General features: G+C 57.2%; 23 protein-coding genes. 15 read left to right on the top strand and 8 right to left on the bottom strand.

The genetic code is table 11. From position 1 onward, the window contains the following. Positions 1-105: 105 nt before the first annotated feature. Positions 106-999 (bottom strand): RluA family pseudouridine synthase, encoded by an 894-nt coding sequence (locus K0A93_07845; GenBank protein MBW6512011.1) that lies wholly within the window; start codon positions 997-999, stop codon positions 106-108. 105 nt (positions 1000-1104) lie between these two features. On the opposite strand from K0A93_07845, the gene hisI reads away from it, so the two are divergent. Genes hisI through K0A93_07830 form a run of 3 tightly spaced genes read left to right on the top strand, consistent with a single transcriptional unit; the run spans position 1105 to position 2651 of the window. Continuing rightward, positions 1105-1485 (top strand): phosphoribosyl-AMP cyclohydrolase, encoded by a 381-nt coding sequence (gene hisI / locus K0A93_07840; GenBank protein MBW6512010.1) that lies wholly within the window; start codon positions 1105-1107, stop codon positions 1483-1485. Between the two features lie 43 nt (positions 1486-1528). After that, a complete protein-coding gene (gene hisG / locus K0A93_07835; protein ID MBW6512009.1) occupies positions 1529-2404 on the top strand; it encodes an ATP phosphoribosyltransferase in 876 nt (291 codons plus the stop codon). Between the two features lie 25 nt (positions 2405-2429). Continuing rightward, positions 2430-2651 (top strand): hypothetical protein, encoded by a 222-nt coding sequence (locus tag K0A93_07830; GenBank protein MBW6512008.1) that lies wholly within the window; start codon positions 2430-2432, stop codon positions 2649-2651. Positions 2652-2993: 342 nt separating this feature from the next. Here the strand turns inward: K0A93_07830 and K0A93_07825 are convergent, their stop codons facing one another. Beyond that, the gene (locus K0A93_07825) at positions 2994-3377 is read right to left on the bottom strand and encodes a response regulator (protein ID MBW6512007.1); all 384 of its coding nucleotides are present in this window, start codon (positions 3375-3377) and stop codon (positions 2994-2996) included. Positions 3378-3994: 617 nt separating this feature from the next. Between K0A93_07825 and K0A93_07820 the strand changes: the two genes are divergently transcribed. Together K0A93_07820 and K0A93_07815 are read left to right on the top strand one after the other, a co-directional pair. After that, positions 3995-4207, top strand: coding sequence for a hypothetical protein (locus K0A93_07820; protein ID MBW6512006.1), 213 nt, complete (start codon positions 3995-3997; stop codon positions 4205-4207). 83 nt (positions 4208-4290) lie between these two features. Further along, positions 4291-5205 carry a hypothetical protein gene (locus K0A93_07815; protein MBW6512005.1) on the top strand — a complete coding sequence of 305 codons (915 nt, stop codon included), beginning with the start codon at positions 4291-4293 and terminating at the stop codon, positions 5203-5205. Positions 5206-5313: 108 nt separating this feature from the next. Here the strand turns inward: K0A93_07815 and K0A93_07810 are convergent, their stop codons facing one another. Both K0A93_07810 and K0A93_07805 read right to left on the bottom strand, forming a co-directional pair. After that, the gene (locus K0A93_07810) at positions 5314-5898 is read right to left on the bottom strand and encodes a mobile mystery protein B (protein ID MBW6512004.1); all 585 of its coding nucleotides are present in this window, start codon (positions 5896-5898) and stop codon (positions 5314-5316) included. After that, positions 5895-6365: a mobile mystery protein A gene (locus K0A93_07805; GenBank protein ID MBW6512003.1), complete on the bottom strand. Its 471-nt coding sequence runs from the start codon at positions 6363-6365 to the stop codon at positions 5895-5897. The genes K0A93_07810 and K0A93_07805 overlap by 4 nt, the downstream gene beginning before the upstream one ends. A 375-nt stretch (positions 6366-6740) precedes the next feature. On the opposite strand from K0A93_07805, the gene K0A93_07800 reads away from it, so the two are divergent. Then, positions 6741-6920 (top strand): hypothetical protein, encoded by a 180-nt coding sequence (locus tag K0A93_07800; protein ID MBW6512002.1) that lies wholly within the window; start codon positions 6741-6743, stop codon positions 6918-6920. Positions 6921-6943: 23 nt separating this feature from the next. On the opposite strand, the gene K0A93_07795 is transcribed toward K0A93_07800, so the two are convergent. Together K0A93_07795 and nikR are read right to left on the bottom strand one after the other, a co-directional pair. Continuing rightward, on the bottom strand, positions 6944-8119 hold the full coding sequence (locus K0A93_07795) for a YbfB/YjiJ family MFS transporter (GenBank protein MBW6512001.1): 1176 nt from the start codon (positions 8117-8119) through the stop codon (positions 6944-6946). A gap of 37 nt (positions 8120-8156) precedes the next feature. Further along, on the bottom strand, positions 8157-8576 hold the full coding sequence (nikR, locus tag K0A93_07790) for a nickel-responsive transcriptional regulator NikR (protein MBW6512000.1): 420 nt from the start codon (positions 8574-8576) through the stop codon (positions 8157-8159). Positions 8577-8806: 230 nt separating this feature from the next. Between nikR and K0A93_07785 the strand changes: the two genes are divergently transcribed. Genes K0A93_07785 through K0A93_07775 form a run of 3 tightly spaced genes read left to right on the top strand, consistent with a single transcriptional unit; the run spans position 8807 to position 11665 of the window. After that, positions 8807-10795, top strand: a complete 1989-nt coding sequence (locus K0A93_07785; GenBank protein ID MBW6511999.1) for a ribonucleoside triphosphate reductase — start codon at positions 8807-8809, stop codon at positions 10793-10795. Positions 10796-10825: 30 nt separating this feature from the next. Beyond that, positions 10826-10966 carry an anaerobic ribonucleoside-triphosphate reductase gene (locus tag K0A93_07780; GenBank protein MBW6511998.1) on the top strand — a complete coding sequence of 47 codons (141 nt, stop codon included), beginning with the start codon at positions 10826-10828 and terminating at the stop codon, positions 10964-10966. A 3-nt stretch (positions 10967-10969) separates the two neighbouring features. After that, positions 10970-11665 (top strand): anaerobic ribonucleoside-triphosphate reductase activating protein, encoded by a 696-nt coding sequence (locus tag K0A93_07775; protein ID MBW6511997.1) that lies wholly within the window; start codon positions 10970-10972, stop codon positions 11663-11665. A gap of 520 nt (positions 11666-12185) precedes the next feature. Here K0A93_07775 and K0A93_07770 read toward each other — a convergent pair. Then, on the bottom strand, positions 12186-12443 hold the full coding sequence (locus K0A93_07770; GenBank protein MBW6511996.1) for a cytochrome c: 258 nt from the start codon (positions 12441-12443) through the stop codon (positions 12186-12188). Positions 12444-12489: 46 nt separating this feature from the next. Beyond that, positions 12490-12822 (bottom strand): hypothetical protein, encoded by a 333-nt coding sequence (locus K0A93_07765; GenBank protein ID MBW6511995.1) that lies wholly within the window; start codon positions 12820-12822, stop codon positions 12490-12492. Positions 12823-13026: 204 nt separating this feature from the next. Here K0A93_07765 and murI point away from each other — a divergent pair, with 204 nt between their 5' ends. From murI to K0A93_07735, 6 genes are all read left to right on the top strand, one after another. Continuing rightward, positions 13027-13857, top strand: coding sequence for a glutamate racemase (murI, locus tag K0A93_07760; protein ID MBW6511994.1), 831 nt, complete (start codon positions 13027-13029; stop codon positions 13855-13857). A 3-nt stretch (positions 13858-13860) separates the two neighbouring features. Continuing rightward, entirely contained in the window at positions 13861-14520 is a 660-nt protein-coding gene (locus tag K0A93_07755; protein ID MBW6511993.1) for a GerMN domain-containing protein, read from the top strand. Next, positions 14517-16922, top strand: a complete 2406-nt coding sequence (locus K0A93_07750) for a homocysteine S-methyltransferase family protein (GenBank protein MBW6511992.1) — start codon at positions 14517-14519, stop codon at positions 16920-16922. Before K0A93_07755 ends, K0A93_07750 begins: the two co-directional genes overlap by 4 nt. Before the next feature lie 81 nt (positions 16923-17003). Continuing rightward, entirely contained in the window at positions 17004-17489 is a 486-nt protein-coding gene (locus tag K0A93_07745; protein ID MBW6511991.1) for a hypothetical protein, read from the top strand. A 57-nt stretch (positions 17490-17546) separates the two neighbouring features. Further along, complete coding sequence (locus K0A93_07740) at positions 17547-18374, top strand: transketolase (GenBank protein MBW6511990.1); 828 nt, start codon at positions 17547-17549, stop codon at positions 18372-18374. A 51-nt stretch (positions 18375-18425) separates the two neighbouring features. Beyond that, positions 18426-19364, top strand: coding sequence for a transketolase family protein (locus K0A93_07735; protein MBW6511989.1), 939 nt, complete (start codon positions 18426-18428; stop codon positions 19362-19364). Positions 19365-19387 lie beyond the last annotated feature (23 nt).

Here is a 19387-nt window from a genome sequence, read left to right as displayed (position 1 = left end):
CTCAGGGTCGTCAGAGGAATAACAGCTGCTATTCTAGCCTGAAAATGGTGCGATGAAAAGGTTTTCCGCAAAACCAGATTTTCCGCACCGGCGACGTGACACGGTTCAGGGCAAGGCCGCTGCGGGGACGATGGTGTCCAGAAATATTTTCAGATCAGCGGGCAAGGGTTGGGTGAAGTCGAGCGGTGCCCCGTTGAAGGGGTCGTTGAACGCCAGTCGCCGACAGTGCAGAAAGAGGCGCGGTAACCCTTCCGGACAAGGTCCGCGATAACGGCGGTCACCGTAGAGTGGGTGCCCGAGATCGGCCAGCTGGCGGCGAATCTGGTGCTGGCGACCGCTATGGATGCGCAGCTCCAGAAGCGTGGCGGCAGGGGAGCGACCGAGAACGCGAAAGGAGGTTGTTGCCTCCTTGGTTTTGCCTTTGGCCGGAATCACTGAAGTGAGAGTCTGGCCAGTGTAAAGTTCGCCGCGCAATTGACCGGAAACCAGCGCCAGATAGTCTTTTTCGACATCATGGCGCATGAAGAGGCGACCCAGTTCGGCACAGGCGCTTTTCCCCTTGCCGAAGAGTACCGGCCCTGAAGTGTCCAGGTCAAGCCGTTGTACCGGCGCGACCATGAAACGGTCGCCACGCGCCTTGAGCAGGGCGTTGACCCGCCCGCTGAGATGATCGTCCTCGTGGCCGACTCCGGCGTGCATCGCCAGCCCCGCCGGTTTGGCCACGACCAGAATCTCCCGCGTTTCAAACAGAATCTCGACGGCGGTCGGCGGCGGTGCGGGGACGGCGAGGAGTTCTTGCAGTCGGCCACTGGCTGGCAGCTGCACCGTTGTCGCGGCGCGCAGGCGATCGGTCGCCCGCAATGGCCCCTGGTCGCCGCTGATCTTGCCGTTTTTCAGCAGTTGACGCAGATATGCGGCGGGTGCCGCGGGGATGCGCCGTTGCAGGAATTCAAGGGTGGTGAGTCCGGTTTCGTCAGGGTGAATCGTTAAGGATTGCATAGTCGCCATCATAGCAGTTTCGCTGCCGGGCGCGAGCAAAAAGTTGACACCGTTTCGGGTGCGTTGTATTAAAGGTTTTCTTATCAAATAAACAGGAGGTAGCGCGTGATAGAAATCGATTTTGACAAAATGGGTGGCCTGATTCCGGCGATTATTCAGGACTACGAGAACAATGAAGTGTTGATGGTGGCCTTCATGGATAAAAAAACGCTGGAGAACACCTTGCGCGACGGCAAGACCTGGTTCTTCAGCCGCACCCGCAACAAGTACTGGATGAAAGGAGAGGAATCGGGGAACACGCAGGAGGTCAAGGAAATCTACACCGACTGCGATGCCGATACCGTCGTTATCAAGGTCAAGCAAAACGGTCCCGCCGCGTGCCACACCGGCAATCGCAGCTGTTTCTATGTCAAATGGGAAGACGGCCAGTGGGTCGAGCACTCCAACCCGCTGTTCGATCCGGACGAGGTTTACAAGAAGAAATAATTGTTTTCCAGCCCCCGGTGGCCAATCAACTGAAGAGGATGATATGAGCAACGAATTGAAAGTCGGTATCCCGAAAGGGAGCCTGGAGCAAGCGACCGTTGAGCTGTTCGACAAGGCGGGGTGGAAGATCAAGACCAGTTCGCGGAGTTATTTTCCGACTTGCGACGATGACGAAATGAAATGCAGCCTGGTGCGTCCGCAAGAGATGGCTGGCGTGCTCGAACGCGGCAAGCTTGACGTCGGCATTGCCGGGCGCGACTGGGTGCGGGAAAACGACTCCGATGTGGTCGAAGTCTGTGCAATGGTCTACTCCAAGGTGTCGCGCCGCCCGGCCCGCTGGGTGCTGGTGGTGGCGCAGGATTCGCCGGTGCAGAAGCCTGCGGATCTTGCCGGGGCAACGATCTCGACGGAACTGGTCGGTTTCACCAAGCGCTACTTTGCACAACAGAAAATCGCGGTTGATGTTGAGTTCTCGTGGGGAGCCACCGAGGCAAAGATTCTGGCCGGGTTGTGTGACGCGATCGTTGAAGTGACCGAGACCGGCTCGACAATCCGCGCCAACAACCTGCGCATCGTCTGCGAGCTGATGGAATCGGTACCGGTGCTGATCGCCAACAAAGATGCGTGGAACGATCCCTGGAAACGCACCAAAATCGAACAGATTGCGATATTGCTCAATGCCGCACTGGCCGCCGAGGGGATGGTGGGGATGAAGCTGAACGCTCCGTGCGACAAGGTCGCAGCGATTACCGCGATTCTGCCGAGCCTCAATCGACCAACTGTCGCGCACCTCTATCAATCGGACTGGGTGTCGATCGAAACAATTCTGCCCGAGAACCAGGTTCGTTCGATTGTTCCCGAGTTGATCAAACTCGGTGCCGAGGGGATTGTTGAATACCCGCTCAACAAGATCATCTGAGGGTGAGGCTCACGGTGAGATGATAATGTCCGGACCAAAATATCTGCTTTGCCCACAATGCGGCGTCGCCCGGTTCTTCATCGTCGATGAACAGGGGGATAAAGTCTACTTTCACGTCGATTTTTCTGGCGTCCCGTTCCCGACTGAAACGTCCGCCGCTGACCTTGCGGGGCGAGATTTTTCCGCCGTACACTGCTGCGGTTGCTCCTGGGTCGGGACGCTGCGCAAGTTGGTCAAATATATCTGACCAGGAGCCTGTCCGAGAATAAATGACCGGCTGCAAACCCAGCTGTTTGACTCATATTTCAGCTCCTTTTTGCCCCATAGCTATGGCTATGAGGCTGCAAACGAGCCAAAATCTGCCCTCATCAAACTTCTGGATTTTCGCTTCGGCCCTTATTCTCGGACAGGCTCCGGAGGCAGAACAAAAAAATGCGCGCTTGCCGGGAGGGCGGCGAAGCGCGCTAAAGGTGGAAGGAGGTTTGGTATGAAGAAGGTTCTCTTTCCTGTTGGCTTGAAATATAACTTAATCAGTTTTGTTTGTCAAGCGGGCAAGTCATTTTTTTTCGTATTCCAGGATGATGGTCCTTCACTCGGACTTCACAAAGGGTTGCCATGAGTTTGTCAATATGTCGACTTTGGCCCGAAAATCTTCCAGTGAAAAAGGTTTGAGTAAGCACTGGACATCACCGAGGCGCTTCCACCCTTCATCAAGCATCGTTTTTTGCGCCGTAACCATCAGCACCGGCGGGGTGTTCGGCAGGCGTTTGACCAGTTCGATCACGTCGAATCCGTTGAGACCGGGCATGTCAAGGTCGGTCACCACCAGGTTGTAACGATTATCGAGCAACAGGGTCGTCGCTGTTTCACCACAGGCCGCGAGGTCGACGACATAGCCATTCTTTTCCAAAATACGTTTGAGCAGATCGCGATAACGCGGTTCATCATCAGCGATCAGGGCTTTGCGGGGCATGGCACATCCTTTATGACAGGGAACAGAATGTTGACAGACTCTTTTTACTGGTCATCATTATCCGTCTCGTTACCCATCCAAGAAAGGTGCCAATGGCCATTTTCTCGCGGAAATGGCGGTTTTCTGGTAATTTTGTTGTACAGGTTTGACAGCATCTGGCGACAAGTGTTTGTGCTGGTGGCGAAAATATGTCAGCGAAGCGTCAGGTCGTTCCGGGGTGATGTGTTCGTCAATGCGTCAAGCAGGCCCTTTTCATCGGGAGGATGAGCGTGGGTTGTTCTCTGGAAAGACAAACGCGTTATGGGTCAGGGTGGGATGCTGGAAGCTGGGGCGATTGGTGATGAGGTCGACTGTTTTTTGTGAGAATATATGCCCTGTTCTTCTCTTTCAGCAGTAGCCCACCAGGTTTTATAAGAAATTATTCGAATGGCAATGAATAACGCCGTATAAAGCAGTATAAATTCCTATAAAGAGGTGTACCGATGGACAAAAAACCTGTGCTCGCCGCGAAGGTGCTGATCGAGCAGCGGTAGTAGAGATGGGTTTGAGATGAAATACCGAAAAGAAAACGCACTGCCGCCGAAAAGACGGCGAAGAAGCGACGGCAAAAGGAGTACATGACCATCTTCATCGGCGGGACGCAGAAACGCGTCAAGCGACCACCCACTGTCGAAGGGATGGATGCCGATGAGTTTATCTGCAGGAATGCCGACCCCCTCTGGTTGCATCAGAATGAAATGTGGGAGGTGCTCTACGAGCGCGACATGGACGAAGAAACTGAAACGCCCGAAACGTTCAAGGAGTCCAGTCCGGATGATATACCGTTTTGAAAAAGAACAGGAGGGAGCAATGACCACTATTTCCCGAGCTGGCGACAATAATTGACAGAACCCTTTCCTGCTGGAACAAGTCGATGCAACTTGATCTCTTTTGTGACAACCGTCGCACGATCCGCCTTAACGACGCCGACGAGCTGCTGCGCGCCCTGCGTCTGGAGGACGCCCTTGCCGTCTATGCCGCGCTGCTGATCGATGAGCCGGATGATGCCGAGCTGCTCGCCTTGCGGCAGCAGGTCGCGGCCTGGCACGAGAGGCTGAGTCTCTTTCATACTGCGGTCTCCAGTGTCGAGGGGATCCATAGCCTGTGGCTGAATCTGACGCCGGAAACACCGCCTGCCCTCGCGGTTTCTTTGCTCCATCTGCTGGTTGACAATTTGTGCCGCTTGCCGTCCCCCGAGCTGATCTATCGCCCCCCGCAGTTCCATTTGGGCACGCTGCTGCTGGACGCTGGTCGATGCGCCGAAGCCGCGTATTGGTTTGGCCGCGCGCTGGATGCTGGAATCAGCGAGCGTGGGCGCTTTCTGGCCTGGCGCGGCGCTGCCCTGACCCGTCAGGGTGATCTGAATCTGGCGCAGAGCGCTTATCTTGCCGCTTTCATCGAAGGGCCACAAGAGGTTGACTTCGAGTCGCAGCTCAGCCCGTTGATTCAAGATCTGCTCGGCTCTTTGGAAAACGAGGAGCACGACTTCAGCGCCGAGGCTCTGCCCGCCTGGCTGCCGGTCTGGGGCTGGCTGCAGGGAGAGTTCGCGCTGCCCTTGCAGGACATTGTGACCGATCGCGCCGCTTTTGTTCAGGCCCTCGACGACGCTCACGCCGCCCACAGCCAGCCAGTAGCCCGGCTCTGGTTCGATGATTTACGCTATGCCGAGTACCTGCGCACCGCGTTTCGCAATGATCGTGAACTGGTGCGGGTGCGACGCCGAATGCGGGAACAGAATGATTTTATGTTCGAAGCCTACATGGAGAGGATGCGGCGAACGCTGGGGTGATTGGCGACCTGTTGAGCCGTCAGACTGGCGGATGCGGGGCTGATCGTCTTCGTGCTACGCGATGGACAGCCTGATATCGTCATCAATGTGCCGAAAGTGTGAATAAATTCACGAACGAACAAAGGCCAGCAATGGGCCATAGTCATGACGATCTGCGGCTTGCAGGGCTGCAATGTATCTGCGGCGGCACTCACCAGCAGTGGTCAGATTCTCCTGCCCCCAGCTGAAACGTTTTTGCCCGAGCAGATGTACCAGCAGTACATCGGTCATCAGCCGGGCATGGCGGCCATTACCATTCGCAAAGGCATGAATGGCGACCAGACGATGATGGAACCTGGCAGCTATTTCATCCGGAGGATAGGAACTATACTCCAGCCAGCCTTTGACATCCTGAAACAGCTGATGCAGCGCGACCGGCACCTGCATCCATTCAATGCCGATATTTTTTTGACTGCGACGAAAGTCCCCCGCCCAGCGCCAGACGGTGCCGAACATTTTCTTGTGCAGATTGCGCGCGTATTTATCGGTCAGAATATTTTTTTGCTTGCGCCTGAGTACGGCATCTTCTGCTTCGGAAATATTCTCCTGCTCCCATCGGTCAAGCTCTGCTCGCGTACGGATGTGCGGAATCAAAAGCCCTTGAGCCTCATCAAGATCAATCGGTGTGGCCCCTGCGGGGTAATCAAAATTCATCCTTTGTCAGACCAGAAATCGCTGGGAATGTCGCGCATCAGATCTTCCACCTTATCCTCGAACATTTTTTGCTGTTCATCATTCGACACCCCCTGGTCTTCCAGGAGCATGGTATGTGATGTTCGGGAAAGACGCTTTGCGGCAACGATCCTGGCGTGCTGCCGAAGGGTCTCTTTGAGGCTGGTCCGTGGAACCACGGCATAGACAAAGACACAGTCCATCGCTTCAGCGGCCAGGCGCAGGGTCTTCAAGGTCAGGGCACCTGCAAGCTCATCCTTCTCCAGCTGCACGATGCGCGGCTGACTGACCTGCAAACGTTCGCCCAGCTGTTTGCCGGACATGCCCAAAGCCTCACGAATCGAGCGCAACCAGCCCTTGACGGGTGGTTGCAGGGTTTTGAGGCTGCCCAGTTGTGAAAATGACTTATCGAGCTGGTCGCGCATGGTGCGACGATGTTTTGACTGCATAGATAACCCTTATATTGTTACATTCTACCTATTCTTATAACATGCAGATAATATAAATCAACAAAATAAATAATGTTTAGATGATATTATTCTGGACGACTTGCCGCCGGCGTACGCAAAATCCTTGTTCCTGTGGGGCGCATTCGTTACACGGATATCGGGTTTACTGTGGGAGCGGCTTTCAGCCGCGAAGAGGCTTCCAGCTTCAGCCAAAGGCTTCGCAGCTGAAAGCCGCTCCCACAAAAGAAAGCCACTCCCACAGGGCTGGCTGCGCTGATGATATGGTTGCAGGGGCTTTCCTTGCATAAGAAGTCAAGATTTTGTCCCTTGCGCGCGATCTTCCCCTGGCGTTAGACTGAAGGCAGAGGATTAGCTATGGACAAGAAACATCCCTGCCCTGATTGTAAAATGTGCCAGTGGTGCGGTGACGACCGCTGTCGGCTGTGTCTGCGTGCGTCAACCGGTTGCCGGCGCAAGCTGAGCATGGCCGAGCAGATCGAACTCTACGAGAAAATCAATGCCGGGGGCGGCTCCGCCCCCGATAACACGGAATAGCATCAAGCCTGCCAGCAAAATTTTCAATGCCGATAACCGCGATCGAGTGCCACCAGTAATGCTCCGCCGCTGACGCATCCCGCCGCCAGCAGCAGCGGCAGAGTGAACCCCGCCTGCCGGTCGGCCAGCACCCCGGCAAGGATCGGGCCGAGCATCTGACCAACGCTGAAAGCGGCGGTCAGTAATGCCGCTGCCCGCCGCCCGCCCGCTCCCATCCGGCGGTTCCCTTCCCCCAGCGTCATCGCCACGATCCCCATAAAGGTGCCGCCGAAGGTCAGGGCGCTGAAGATGACGGCGACAACCGAGGTGGCGCCGATGCTGACCAGGATGCCTGCGGCCTGGACGCTGTAGGCCGTGAGCAGCGCCGGGCGATTGCCGACGTGCCGGGCAAGGCAGGGCCAGAGGATGGTCGACGGAATCGCGGCGCAGCCGACCGCGACCCAGCTGTAGGGCGCAAAACTTTCGAGCCCCGGCGTGTGGGTAATGATGGCGACAATGAAGGTCGCGGTGACGACGTAGCCCAGCCCTTCGCAAAAGTAGGCGGCGGCCAGCAGGGTGAGCCCGCGCAAGGTGCCGCTCGCCGCAGGTCTGGAGACATGAATTGGCTCGATCAGTTCGCGTCTGCGGCCGAGCATGATGCCGAGTGCTGATAGCAGCGCGGCGATGATGCCGCTGCCGACCCAGGTGGCATCCCAGCCGCCTAACTGATCCAGTTGCGGAACCATCAGTCCGCACAGGACAATGCCGAGTCCGACGCCGCCATAGAGACTGCCGACCCAGTGGCCGTAATTGCGCCGGGTAAGGGCTTCGCTGACTTCGACGCTGATGACGATAAACAGGATGGCGCTGGCGAGACCGCCAAACAGGCGCAATGTTCCCCACCAGAAAACCGTCAGCGTGTACCCCATCCAGAAGGTGGTGGCAATGCTGGTCAGCAGTGCCCCGCCAGTGATCAGGCGCGAGCGCAGCAGCTGCGGGGCGACAGTGCAGGCGACGGCGCCAACGAGATAGCCGAGATAGTTGAGCCCCGCCAGCCAGCCGGCCACGGTATTGCTCATCGCCAGGTCGCGTTGCATCAGGGGCAGAATCGGGGTAAAGACAAAGCGCCCGATCCCCATCGCCACGACCAGTCCGAGCATCCCGCCGATCAGTATTTTGAGGGCGTCACGGTCGCGGTATGGTCGCCAGCGGTTGGTCATCCAATAGATCCGTGATTCTTGAGCGGGTGGGGGGCGGTCAGCCCAGATCCTTGCCGGTGGTCGAGGTGACCAGCTTGCCGTGCTTGACCCCTTTGGCACCGATCAGTTCGTCGGCGATTTTTCTGACCATCTTCGCGGTACTTTTGACCACCACGACTTCGAGACAATGGTGCGCATCGAGGTGGACGTGCAGCACCGAGATGATGGCATCGTGGTGAGAGTGCTGGTGTTCAGTGAGTTTGTCAGCGAGGTCGCGAGTGTGATGAGCGTAGACCAGGGTAACGGTGCCGACCGTTTCCTGGTCGTCCCGTGCCCATTGCTCTTCAACCAGCGTGGCACGAATCAGATCACGGATCGCCTCGGAACGATTGTCGTAGCCCTTGTTGCTGATCAGTGCGTCAAAACGCTGAAGCAGTTGTTCGTCGATCGATATCCCGAAGCGGGCCAGATCACTCATCGGTAGACTCCTTGTCTTTGTAAGTCAGCGTAATCTTTAACACAGGCTCTGCAAGCGGTCAAGATATCCACAGTCCGTCACGCACTTGTCCACCGGTTTCCCACAGTAAAAACAAGATGTGGTACCACTTGTGTGAATAGTTGCACTATATATTGTGTTTTTTAACTTGACTCCAGATTCCTCTATGATAGATTTCTGGCTGGTTTACGTGTCTGTCGTGGAGGATGTTGATGATTGAATTTATTCGCAAAAGAGATGGTCGCCTGGTGCCGTTCGAGCGCGAGAAGATTTCCGCCGCACTTAAAAAAGCTGTACGTGCCGTTGGTGGTGCCGATATGGCGAAAGTCGAGATAATCTGCGGCCAGGTGTGCGGCATTCTCGATGTTCTCTACAAGGGCGATCGCGTGCCGACGGTCGAAAATGTGCAGGATCTGCTGGAAAAGATTCTCATCGAAAACGGCCACGCCAAGGTCGCCAAGGGCTATATCCTTTACCGCAAGCAGCATGAGGCGTTGCGGAGTACCGAAGAATTTATCAAGGAGTCGATCGAGGCGGTCGATTCCTACCTCTCCCAGGAGGACTGGCGGGTCAATGAAAATGCCAATATGGGGTACTCGCTGCAGGGGCTGAATAATCACATCGCGGCCAATATTACCAGCAACTACTGGCTGAACAAAATCTATCCTGACTACATCGGCAAGGCGCACCGCGACGGCGATTTTCATGTCCATGATCTGGGGATGCTGTCCGTTTACTGCTGCGGCTGGGATCTGAAAGATCTGCTGATGAAAGGGTTTACCGGGGCCTTCGGTAAAGTGCAGAGCGCCCCGGCGCGACGTTTTCGTACCGCCCTCGGGCAGGTGGTCAACTTCTTTTACACCTTGCAGGGAGAGGCGGCGGGGGCCCAGGCGTTTGCCAATTTCGATACGCTCCTCGCCCCCTTCATTCGCAATGACGGGCTGAGTTACGCAGAGGTCAAACAGTCGTTGCAGGAGTTCATCTTCAACATGAATGTGCCGACGCGGGTTGGTTTTCAAACCCCCTTTACCAATATCACCCTCGATATGGCACCCCCCTCGAATATGCGCGATGAGGCGGTGGTGATCGGCGGGGAGTTGCAGGATACCACCTACGCCGATTATCAGGCCGAGATGGATCTGTTCAACCAGGCTTTTTGTGAAGTGATGATGGCGGGGGATGCCTCCGGACGGATCTTCTCCTTCCCGATCCCGACCTATAATATCTCCCGGGATTTTGACTGGGAGGACGAGCGTTACCGGCCAATCTGGGAGATGACCGCGAAGTATGGCATCCCCTATTTTTCCAACTTTATCAATTCCGATATGGATCCGGAAGATGCGCGCTCGATGTGTTGCCGGTTACGGCTTGACAATCGGGAATTGCGGCGGCGCGGTGGCGGCCTCTTTGGCTCGAATCCGTTGACCGGGTCAATCGGAGTGGTGACGCTCAATCTGCCGCGTGCTGCCTACGAGGCGGAAAACCGGGAGGCGTTCTTCGCGCGCATTTCCACATTGATGGGGTGGGCACGCGAATCGCTGGAGATCAAGCGTAAGCAGCTGGAGCGTTTTACCGCGCAGGGGCTGTACCCGTACAGCAAATTCTATCTCGCTGGTATCTTCGCCCGCAGTGGACGTTTCTGGGACAATCACTTTTCGACCATCGGCCTGATCGGCATGAACGAGGCGTGCCGGGCGCTGGTCGGTGAGGGGATCGACGGCGTCGCTGGCAAGGCACTGGCGACCGAAACGCTCGACCGGATGCGCAACGAGTTGCTGCGCTATCAGGAAGAATCGGGGCAGCTCTACAATCTGGAAGCAACGCCGGGAGAGGGGACCAGTTACCGTCTGGCGCGACTGGATCGTGATCGCTATGCCGACATCATCACCGCCGGTGGTGAAACGCCCTACTATACCAACTCATCGCAACTGCCGGTCGGCTGCACTGACGATATTTTTGAGGCGTTGAGTCACCAGGACGATCTGCAAACCCGCTACACTGGCGGGACGGTCTTTCACGGCTTCCTCGGCGAGCGCATTGACGACTGGCGCGGCGCCCGCCTGCTGGTGCGGCGCATTGCCGAGAATTTCCGGCTACCCTACTTTACGCTCAGTCCCACGTTCACAATTTGTCCGGAGCACGGTTATATTCCGGGGGAACATTTTGCCTGCCCACATCCCCATGCGGGGGAGGCGGCGTGACTATCTGCAACGCTCAAAGGAGACGTTTAAATGCCCACCAAATGTAAGGAAAAAACGGAAGTTTACTCGCGGGTCTGCGGTTTTTTCAGGCCGGTGCAGCAGTGGAACAAGGGGAAAAAAGAAGAGTTCAAAGAGCGCAAGGAGTTCACGGTCAGTGCGGAACGGGAGTAACGGTTGACAATCAAAGGTTTTCAAGGCACCAGTCTGCTCGACTTTCCGGGGCGGATTGCCGCGCTGGTTTTTTATGGCGGGTGCAATCTGCGTTGTCCTTACTGCCATAATCCACAACTGATTGATGCGCCGGATGAACTCCCCGACTACCCCGAGGATGAGCTGCTGAACAATTTGCGCCGGCGGCGCAAGTTTATTGACGGGGTTGTCATTTCCGGTGGGGAGCCAACGCTGGCGCCAGGTCTGTTGCCACTGTTGCGCGAAATTCGTGCGTTGGGGTTGCAGATCAAGCTCGACACCAACGGCTTGCGCCCGGCGGTGCTGAAAGCGGCGCTGGCGGAAGGGTTGCTGGACTATGTCGCCGTCGATCTGAAAACGCTCCCCGAGCGTTATGGCGAACTTGGTGGTGAGGGGGGTGACATTCAGTCCTTTGCGGGAGGGGTAACAATGCTGATGGCGTCCGGGGTCGATTATGAATTTCGCACCACCTGTGTTCCCGGCTGGATCGATGCAGAGACAATTGACACCCTCGGTAAAACAATCAACGGGGCACGGCGCTGGGCGTTGCAGCAATTTGTACCGGAACACGCGCTCGATGCGCAGTGGCATGCTGTCGCGGCGTATCCGGCCGCGCGGCTTCAGGAGTTGGCGCAACGGGCGGAACCCTATGCTGCGGAGGTGTTACTTCGCGGTTTATAAAAGCCGCGGAAGTTACCGCTGCGCCGCAATGTGGCCCAAGGGCAGACAGTACGGTATGTGACGGGCTCCAGGTGCGATGGTTAATGGTTAGAAGCGCAACCAGAGTAAGAATGAAAAACTCATGATGACCAGAACCCCACCGGCGAGCAGATAGAGCAGGTAATCAATTTTTCCCACCACGCTGTTTTTTTCATTTGTGTCGTGCCGCATCAGTCAAAAAACCTCCTGAAGAAGATAATTGTTGTTCCGGTCCGGCAGAAAGCAATATAAGTGCCAAAATTCCGATTCATGGGTTTTTGTCCAAGTGTTTGAATTTGCATCATTTATCCAGAAGAATGGATTTTCATCAAATTTTAACGGCGCGGCTTGAGTTGCGCAGAGGGGGGGATGTTCGGGATAATGATGGCACTGCGAACTGGATCACATAGGGTGACTGTGGTGATACACAGTCGCCCTATGTGGATGGATGGTGGCTACGGTAACCGGGCGTCAGCTAAGAGCGATGAGGCTGCGCAACGACTCAGAACTTGTGACAGAAAAGGCAGCGAAATGGTGGCGGATGTGCCGCCGAGAGAGCGATCTGGTCAGGGTTGTGGCACTCTTTGCAGAATTTTTCGGTGGCTTTTTTTCCGTCCTGTTCAACCATTGACTGGAATTTGAGGTGCGTTTCATCGCGGGGAACTTTGGTGGTTTTTTCTTCGCCGGAGATGGCGATGAAAAAACCGACGACGATGATGATCAGGGCGACAAAAAGCCAGTCGCGTTTTTTTATGGACATGAATGCCTCCGGATGACTGAATGAAAAGATGCCGGTGGTGACAAAGTCAGTCTGACTTGATGACAACCAGGTAGATGAAGATGATGGTGATCAAGAGACCACCACCGATAAAAATGATGAGGCTCTGGTTGCCCAGCGAAGTGAGCTCGGTCCCCTGCTCAAGCGTGTACTGTAAAAGACCGGCCATGCCGACGATGCCGACAACCGTCGCCAGCAGCAAGCGCCACTTCATGAACAGCGCGGTCAGTGCAAAAACGCCAACGCCACCGAGAAACCAGGGGTTATGAATCCACTCGTCAAGGTTGAGCTGCTCCAGGGTTTCGATGATGCGGTCACTCTTGAAGTTTTGTAATAGTTCGATAAAGCTCTCAGTGTTCATTGATGAACTCCGGTGACGGAATAATGGCTGGTGTGAATTGCAAGAACCAGCACGGCGTATTGTAGCCCATCTTTCTTTGATGATAAACAAAAAACACAAAAAACGGGTTTCGCTGCGGAAAAGATTGACATTGATTGCCGTGATTTCCTATCATCACTCGTTTAACGAGCAGCTTGTACATTGCGGACAGATAAGGCCTTTACGATGGCAAAGCGGGCGGTCGGAGTTTTTGATTCAGGGGTCGGAGGGTTGACGGTCCTCAAGGCGATCCGGCAACTGCTGCCGCAGGAAGACCTGATCTACCTCGGTGATACCGCCCGCGTTCCCTACGGGTCCAAAAGCGCGCACCGGGTGTTGCAATATTCGCTGGAAGCTGGTGATTTTCTCCATCGACACGGGGTGAAAATGCTCGTGGTGGCCTGCAATACGGCCTCGTCAGTGGCCCTGCCAGCGCTGGTGGACCGCTTTCATCTCCCGGTCGTCGGGGTGATCGAGCCGGGCGCGCGGCGTGCCTGTGAGGTCAGCCGCACCCGCAAGGTTGCGGTGATCGGGACGGAGGGAACGATCCGCAGTGGCGCTTACGAACAGACCCTCAAATCTTTGGATGAGGCACTGATCGTTTACAGTGTCGCCTGTCCGCTCTTTGTGCCGCTGGCGGAAGAGGGCTGGACCACTCACCCGGTGACCCGCATGACGGCAGTGGAATATCTGGCACCGCTGTGTGGTGATGGTGTCGATACGCTGGTTCTCGGTTGCACCCACTACCCGTTATTAAAAAAGACCCTGCAAGAGGTGGTCGGGGAGAAGATCACCCTGGTCGATTCGGCGCAAGAAACTGCACGCCGGGTCGCGGCAATCCTGGCGGCCAACAAGCAGCTGCGGACCACGCCGGGGACGGGGACCACGCGGTTTTGCGTTACCGATACCCCGGAGCGTTTTCAGCGCGTCGGTGGCGCGTTCTTTGGCGCCGGGCTGGCCAATGTGACCCATGTCGAACTGGCTCATCTCGATGACAAAAGCGAAATAACGGAGTAGCTTATGGCCAAAGAAAAAACACCATTGCGGTCTCTGCTCACCTCCCGGCGGCGTAATGGACCGTTCTTGATCGTCATCCTCGCCATTGCCGCGCTCGCACTCTGGGGGTGGCTCCGCCTGTCTCCGCCCGCTGCCCCGCCGGTACCTCCGGTTGACACCGTCAAGGCACTGCCCGAACATGAATTAATCCTCTATTTTGCTACCCCCGCAGGGAGGCTGAGCGCTGAACCCCGGCTGTTACCGCAAGATGTGAATGATAGCGTGAACCTGTGCGGCGTCGTCGCGGCGCTGATTGCCGGTCCGGTGAATCCGGAGTTGTTACGCGTGCTGCCGGAAAGCGCCCGTCTGCTCCAGCTGGAACTGCACGAGAGTGTGGCCATGCTCGATTTCAGCCGGGAGTTTATCGCCGCGCATCCCGGGGGGTCGGTCAGTGAACTGTTGACGGTTTATGCCCTGGTTGATTCATTGGCGGTCAATTTTCCCTATGTTCGCCAGATCCGTATTCTGGTTGAAGGGAATGATGTTGAAACAATTAAGGGGCATGTTGACCTGCGGCGGCCGATTGCGGTCGATTTCAGCTATGTTGAAAATTCCGCCGACGCCGTTTCTACCGACGCGGTTGGCGAATTAATCGAAAAACACGGCGGAGGAGAAACGCGATGAGCCGATTTCTGGAAGCAATGGCAGAACGGGTTCTGGTCCTCGATGGCGCGATGGGAACGATGTTGCAGGCCCGTGGTCTGGAACCCGGTCAGAGCCCCGAGGAACTGAACCTGACCAGACCGGAGGTCGTTGCCGCGGTCCACAGCCTGTATGCCGCAGCCGGTGCGGATATTCTGGTAACGAATACCTTTGGTGGCAGTCGGGTGAAGCTGGCCCATTACGGGCTGGACGACCGGGTCGCCGAGATCAATCGCGCCGGAGTGGAGATTGCCCGCCGCGCGGGGGGTGAAGGGGTGCTGGTGGGGGCTTCGATCGGTCCGACCGGGCTCTTCGTCGCGCCGGTCGGCGAGACCGCCTTTACTGCGATGGTCGAGATCTTTGCCGAGCAGGTGCGCGCTTTTGCCGCGGCGGGAGCCGATCTGATCAGCCTCGAAACGTTTCTTGATATCCGTGAGCTGAAGGCCGCCCTGGTCGCGTGTAAGGAATACTCGACCCTGCCAGTCGTTGCGATGATGACGTTTGAGGATAATGGCCGGTCGGTACTCGGCACCTCACCGGAGGCGGCCATTGTCACCCTCGATGCTCTCGGTGCGGACGTCATCGGCTCGAACTGCGGCCTCGGGCCGGACGGAATTTATGACGTACTCAGCAAGATGCGCACCGTCAGTGCACGTCCGTTGATCTCGCAGGCGAACGCGGGGTTGCCTGTACTTCGCGATGGCGAAACAATTTTCCCGGCCTCGCCGGAAGAGATGACGGTCTATCACCAGCGCATGATCGCCCTGGGGGTACGGGTTATCGGCGGTTGCTGCGGAACCACTCCGGACCATATTCGCGCCATCAAAATTGCTTTGACCCCTCTTGACCAGCACTGGGTTGCGCCGCCGCGCACAACCTGCTACCTGTCCAGCCGGACCGCCGTGACAGCACTCGGTGCGGCGGCGCCCTGCGCGATCATCGGTGAGCGGATCAACCCGACCGGAAAAAAAGGGTACAGTGCCGAGTTGCACGAAGGAAAAACTGCCTACGTGCGGCGTGAAGGGAAGGAACAGAGCGCCTGCGGGGCAACCCTGCTCGATGTCAATTGCGGTGCGCCGGGGGTTGATGAACCGCTGGCGTTGGAGCGCGCGGTCTTTGCGCTGGGCGGCGCAGTGGCGACCCCGCTGGTCCTTGATTCTTCCGACCCGACGGCGCTCGAACGGGGCTTGCAGGCCGCCGATGGCAAGGTGCTGATCAATTCCGTGAGTGGTGAAGAGAAAAGTCTCGCGAAAATTCTGCCGCTGGCGCGCAAATACGGTGCCGCAATCATCGGCCTGGCGCTTGATGAGCAGGGGATTCCGGAGACCGCCGCCGGTCGTCTGGCGGTAGCCCGCAAGATCAAGGAACGGGCGCTGGCCGAAGGTATTCCCGCCGCGGATATCGTCATCGATTGCTTGACCCTGACCGTTTCCGCGGAACAGAAGCGGGCGGTGGAAACGTTAAAGGCTATTCGCCGGGTGCGTGCCGAGCTTGATTTGTCGACGGTTCTGGGGGTGAGTAATATTTCCTTCGGCCTTCCCGCGCGACCGATCCTTTCGGCGAGTTTTTTTGCCATGGCACTGGAGGCGGGACTTGATGCCGCAATCATCAACCCGAAAGATGCACGCATGATGGATGCCTTTCGCGCGGCGATGGTGCTGCTCGGCAAGGATATCGATTCCAGCGCCTATATTGCCCACTATGCTGATGCCCTTGTCGCGCCGCCGACAAACCTGGGTGATGCCCCGGCAGCGATTCGTGAACAACTGGCGCAGGCCATCATCGGCGGTGATGAAGAGGGGATTGTCGCGCTGGTCGAGCAGGCTCTTGGGGACGGGTTGAAGCCGCTTGAAATCAGCAATGAAGGGTTGCTCCCCGGTCTCGAAGAGGTGGGACGGCGGTTTGGCAGCGGCCAGGTGTTTCTGCCCCAGGTGATGCGTTCCGCAGAGACCATGCACCGCGCCTTTGCGCGCATCAAGGAAGCAATGCAGGGTGAGGACATGCCCAGCCGCGGACGCATCCTGATGGCAACGGTTGAAGGGGATATCCATGACATCGGCAAGAATATTGTGTGTACTTTGCTCGAAAATCACGGCTTCGAGGTGATCGATCTGGGGAAGAACGTTGCTGCCGACCGGATTGTTGCCGCGGCACAGGAGCACGCTGTCGATGCGGTTGGTCTCTCCGCCCTGATGACCACGACGATTGCGCAGATGGACGTGGTGGTTGAGCGGTTACGGGCTGCCGGGGTCGAGGTGTTCACCATGATCGGCGGGGCGGTTGTTTCCCAGGATTATGCAGAGCGGATCGGCGCCGATCTGTATGCCCGCGATGCCCTTGAGGCGGTTGCCAAGGTAAAAAAACTGCTGGAACATCGGGGCTGAGGGCGCAAGAAGTCTTGCACCGAAGATGGCTCTGTGCCAAAATGCGCTATTAACTTAATTTTGCCGGGGTGATTGTCGCGGATGGTTGTCGGGTTTAATCACAATTTCAGTTACAAGGGCGCGGTCTACCATATTCAGACCGAGGATAGTGGACGCGCCACTCCACATATTATTACCCTGTTGTACCGTGGTGGAAATATTCTGGCGTCCAAAAAGACCAGCTACGCCGATATCATCAAGGTCGACAGGCTGGAACAGGTCGTTGAGGACCTGATGAAGGAACAACATAAGGAGATGCTGCGCCGACTCAAGGGGGGCGAATTTGACGCCGTGATCGCCAAGCGCTACGGTGGCGGATTGCCCGCCGTTGACGTTGAAGCATCCGCTGTGGCGGAGGCACCCGAAACGCCCGGCGCACCACTCCCGGACGAGCCGCTGCCCCCCCGGGTTGTCGTTTCCGCACCCGTGCCGCCGCCAGCTCTTGGCGCCTCGCCCGGAGTGAACCGGGCAAAAGCTCCCAGTCTCGATGACCTCATCCTCTCCTATCTGGTCGGTGAGGATAAATAACCGTTCGATAATCGTCCACCGCTGTGGCGGGGACGCAAACCGAGGAATGAATCAAAGATGAGCGACGACGCGCTGTTGCGCACGCTGGAAGAGCAGGCCCGTAGTTTGAGGGTTGAAATTTTAAAGATGTTGAACACCGCCGGGTCGGGACACACCGGCGGCAGTCTGTCGGCCATTGATGTGCTGACGGCGCTCTATTTCCAGCGGCTGCGACACGATCCGACCAACCCCGCATGGCCTGAGCGGGATCGCTTTGTGCTCTCCAAAGGGCACGCTGCTCCAGCCCTCTATGCCTGTCTGGCCGCCGCCGGATATTTCCCGCGTGAGGATCTGCAAACGTTGCGCCGCCTCGGCAGCCATCTGCAAGGGCATCCCGACATGAACAAGACTCCTGGCGTTGATGTCTGTACCGGTTCGCTGGGGCAGGGGATCTCCCAGGCGGTTGGGCTGGCACTCGCAAACCGTCTTGCCGGGCGCAACTCGCGCACCTATGTGCTGCTCGGGGATGGCGAAATGCAGGAAGGTCAGGTCTGGGAGGCCGCGCTGGCCGCCGCGCATTATCGGCTCGACAACCTCTGTGCGATTGTCGATCAAAATGGTTTGCAGATCGACGGCAATGTCGCTGACGTGATGAACATCGCGCCGCTCGGCGCGAAATTTCTCGCCTTCAACTGGCACGTTGTGGAGGTTGACGGACATGATTTTGCCGCGCTTATACAGGCATTCGACGCAGCGGAACAGACCGCCGGTCAGCCAACCATGATTGTCGCGCGGACAGTCAAGGGGAAAGGCGTGCCGTTTTTTGAGCACAAGGCCAGCTACCATGGCGTCACGCCGTCCGATGACGAGCTTGAACGGGCGCTTGAGCATCTTGGCCACGCCTGAAGGTGATGAGCGTTACATGCAGTTGGATATTCAGGATAAGGACAAAATACAGTGAGTGAACAGATCGCAACGCGAGATGCCTACGGTAAAACCTTACTGGAACTAGGCAGGGAGAACGAACGGATCGTTGTCCTCGATGCCGATCTTTCCGGCTCGACCAAGACGGCGGGATTTGCCAGGGAGTTCCCCGCGCGATTCTTTAATGCCGGGATTGCCGAAGCCAATATGGTGGGGATGGCGGCTGGATTGTCCGCCGGGGGAATGATTCCTTTTGCTTCTACTTTTGCGGTTTTTGCCGCCGGTCGCGCCTTCGAACAAATTCGTCAATCGGTCGCCTATCCAAAAATGAATGTCAAGATTGTGGCGACGCACGGCGGGATTACGGTCGGCGAAGATGGCGGTTCCCACCAGTCGATAGAAGATCTGGCGATCATGCGCGCGCTGCCGAACATGACCGTTTTGTGTCCGGCTGACGGGCCCGAAACCGCGGCCGCGATTCGCGCTGCTGCTGCTTGCCAGGGGCCGATCTATATGCGTCTCGGGCGCTCGAAGGTGCCGACGATCTTCCCCGCCACCGCCACGTTCGCCATCGGTCGCGGTGTCACCCTGCGCGACGGTACCGATCTGACCTTCATGGCCACCGGCTTGATGACGGCGCGGGCACTGGCTGCCGCTGAAATTCTTGCGGCTGAAAATATCTCGGCGCGAGTGCTCCACTTTGCCTCGCTCAAACCATTCGATAGCGTACTGGCACTCCAGGCCGCGCGGGAGACCAAAGCCGTGGTGACAGCGGAAGAACATTCGGTCATCGGCGGGCTCGGCGGGGTGGTTTGCGAGACCCTCGCCGAGAGCTGTCCGGTGCCGGTCGAACGGGTCGGTTTGCGCGATGTTTTCGGCCAGTCGGGCACTGGAGATGAATTGCTGTTGCACTACGGTTTAACCGCAGCACATCTGGTTGAAGCGGCCGAGCGCGTCATGAAACGTAAGTAACAGCTTCTCTGCAACCGGCCCAC

Source organism: Desulfuromonadaceae bacterium, from assembly GCA_019429445.1.
In the GTDB taxonomy this organism is placed as follows: domain Bacteria; phylum Desulfobacterota; class Desulfuromonadia; order Desulfuromonadales; family JAHYIW01; genus JAHYIW01.
Note: the sequence above shows the minus strand (reverse complement) of the source record. Positions and strands in the feature narration are given on the sequence as shown.

What these genes read in the sequence shown, in the direction of transcription:
- K0A93_07750 (MBW6511992.1), top strand. Translation starts at nt 14,517, where the DNA reads ATGAGCCGATTTCTGGAAGCAATGGCAGAACGGGTTCTGGTCCTCGAT.
- K0A93_07815 (MBW6512005.1), top strand. Translation starts at nt 4,291, where the DNA reads ATGCAACTTGATCTCTTTTGTGACAACCGTCGCACGATCCGCCTTAAC.
- K0A93_07800 (MBW6512002.1), top strand. Translation starts at nt 6,741, where the DNA reads ATGGACAAGAAACATCCCTGCCCTGATTGTAAAATGTGCCAGTGGTGC.
- K0A93_07765 (MBW6511995.1), bottom strand. Translation starts at nt 12,822, where the DNA reads ATGAACACTGAGAGCTTTATCGAACTATTACAAAACTTCAAGAGTGAC.
- K0A93_07745 (MBW6511991.1), top strand. Translation starts at nt 17,004, where the DNA reads ATGGTTGTCGGGTTTAATCACAATTTCAGTTACAAGGGCGCGGTCTAC.
- K0A93_07805 (MBW6512003.1), bottom strand. Translation starts at nt 6,365, where the DNA reads ATGCAGTCAAAACATCGTCGCACCATGCGCGACCAGCTCGATAAGTCA.
- hisG (MBW6512009.1), top strand. Translation starts at nt 1,529, where the DNA reads ATGAGCAACGAATTGAAAGTCGGTATCCCGAAAGGGAGCCTGGAGCAA.
- K0A93_07785 (MBW6511999.1), top strand. Translation starts at nt 8,807, where the DNA reads ATGATTGAATTTATTCGCAAAAGAGATGGTCGCCTGGTGCCGTTCGAG.
- K0A93_07755 (MBW6511993.1), top strand. Translation starts at nt 13,861, where the DNA reads ATGGCCAAAGAAAAAACACCATTGCGGTCTCTGCTCACCTCCCGGCGG.
- K0A93_07795 (MBW6512001.1), bottom strand. Translation starts at nt 8,119, where the DNA reads ATGACCAACCGCTGGCGACCATACCGCGACCGTGACGCCCTCAAAATA.
- K0A93_07770 (MBW6511996.1), bottom strand. Translation starts at nt 12,443, where the DNA reads ATGTCCATAAAAAAACGCGACTGGCTTTTTGTCGCCCTGATCATCATC.
- K0A93_07740 (MBW6511990.1), top strand. Translation starts at nt 17,547, where the DNA reads ATGAGCGACGACGCGCTGTTGCGCACGCTGGAAGAGCAGGCCCGTAGT.
- K0A93_07820 (MBW6512006.1), top strand. Translation starts at nt 3,995, where the DNA reads ATGACCATCTTCATCGGCGGGACGCAGAAACGCGTCAAGCGACCACCC.
- K0A93_07825 (MBW6512007.1), bottom strand. Translation starts at nt 3,377, where the DNA reads ATGCCCCGCAAAGCCCTGATCGCTGATGATGAACCGCGTTATCGCGAT.
- murI (MBW6511994.1), top strand. Translation starts at nt 13,027, where the DNA reads ATGGCAAAGCGGGCGGTCGGAGTTTTTGATTCAGGGGTCGGAGGGTTG.
- K0A93_07810 (MBW6512004.1), bottom strand. Translation starts at nt 5,898, where the DNA reads ATGAATTTTGATTACCCCGCAGGGGCCACACCGATTGATCTTGATGAG.
- K0A93_07780 (MBW6511998.1), top strand. Translation starts at nt 10,826, where the DNA reads ATGCCCACCAAATGTAAGGAAAAAACGGAAGTTTACTCGCGGGTCTGC.
- nikR (MBW6512000.1), bottom strand. Translation starts at nt 8,576, where the DNA reads ATGAGTGATCTGGCCCGCTTCGGGATATCGATCGACGAACAACTGCTT.
- K0A93_07845 (MBW6512011.1), bottom strand. Translation starts at nt 999, where the DNA reads ATGCAATCCTTAACGATTCACCCTGACGAAACCGGACTCACCACCCTT.
- K0A93_07830 (MBW6512008.1), top strand. Translation starts at nt 2,430, where the DNA reads ATGTCCGGACCAAAATATCTGCTTTGCCCACAATGCGGCGTCGCCCGG.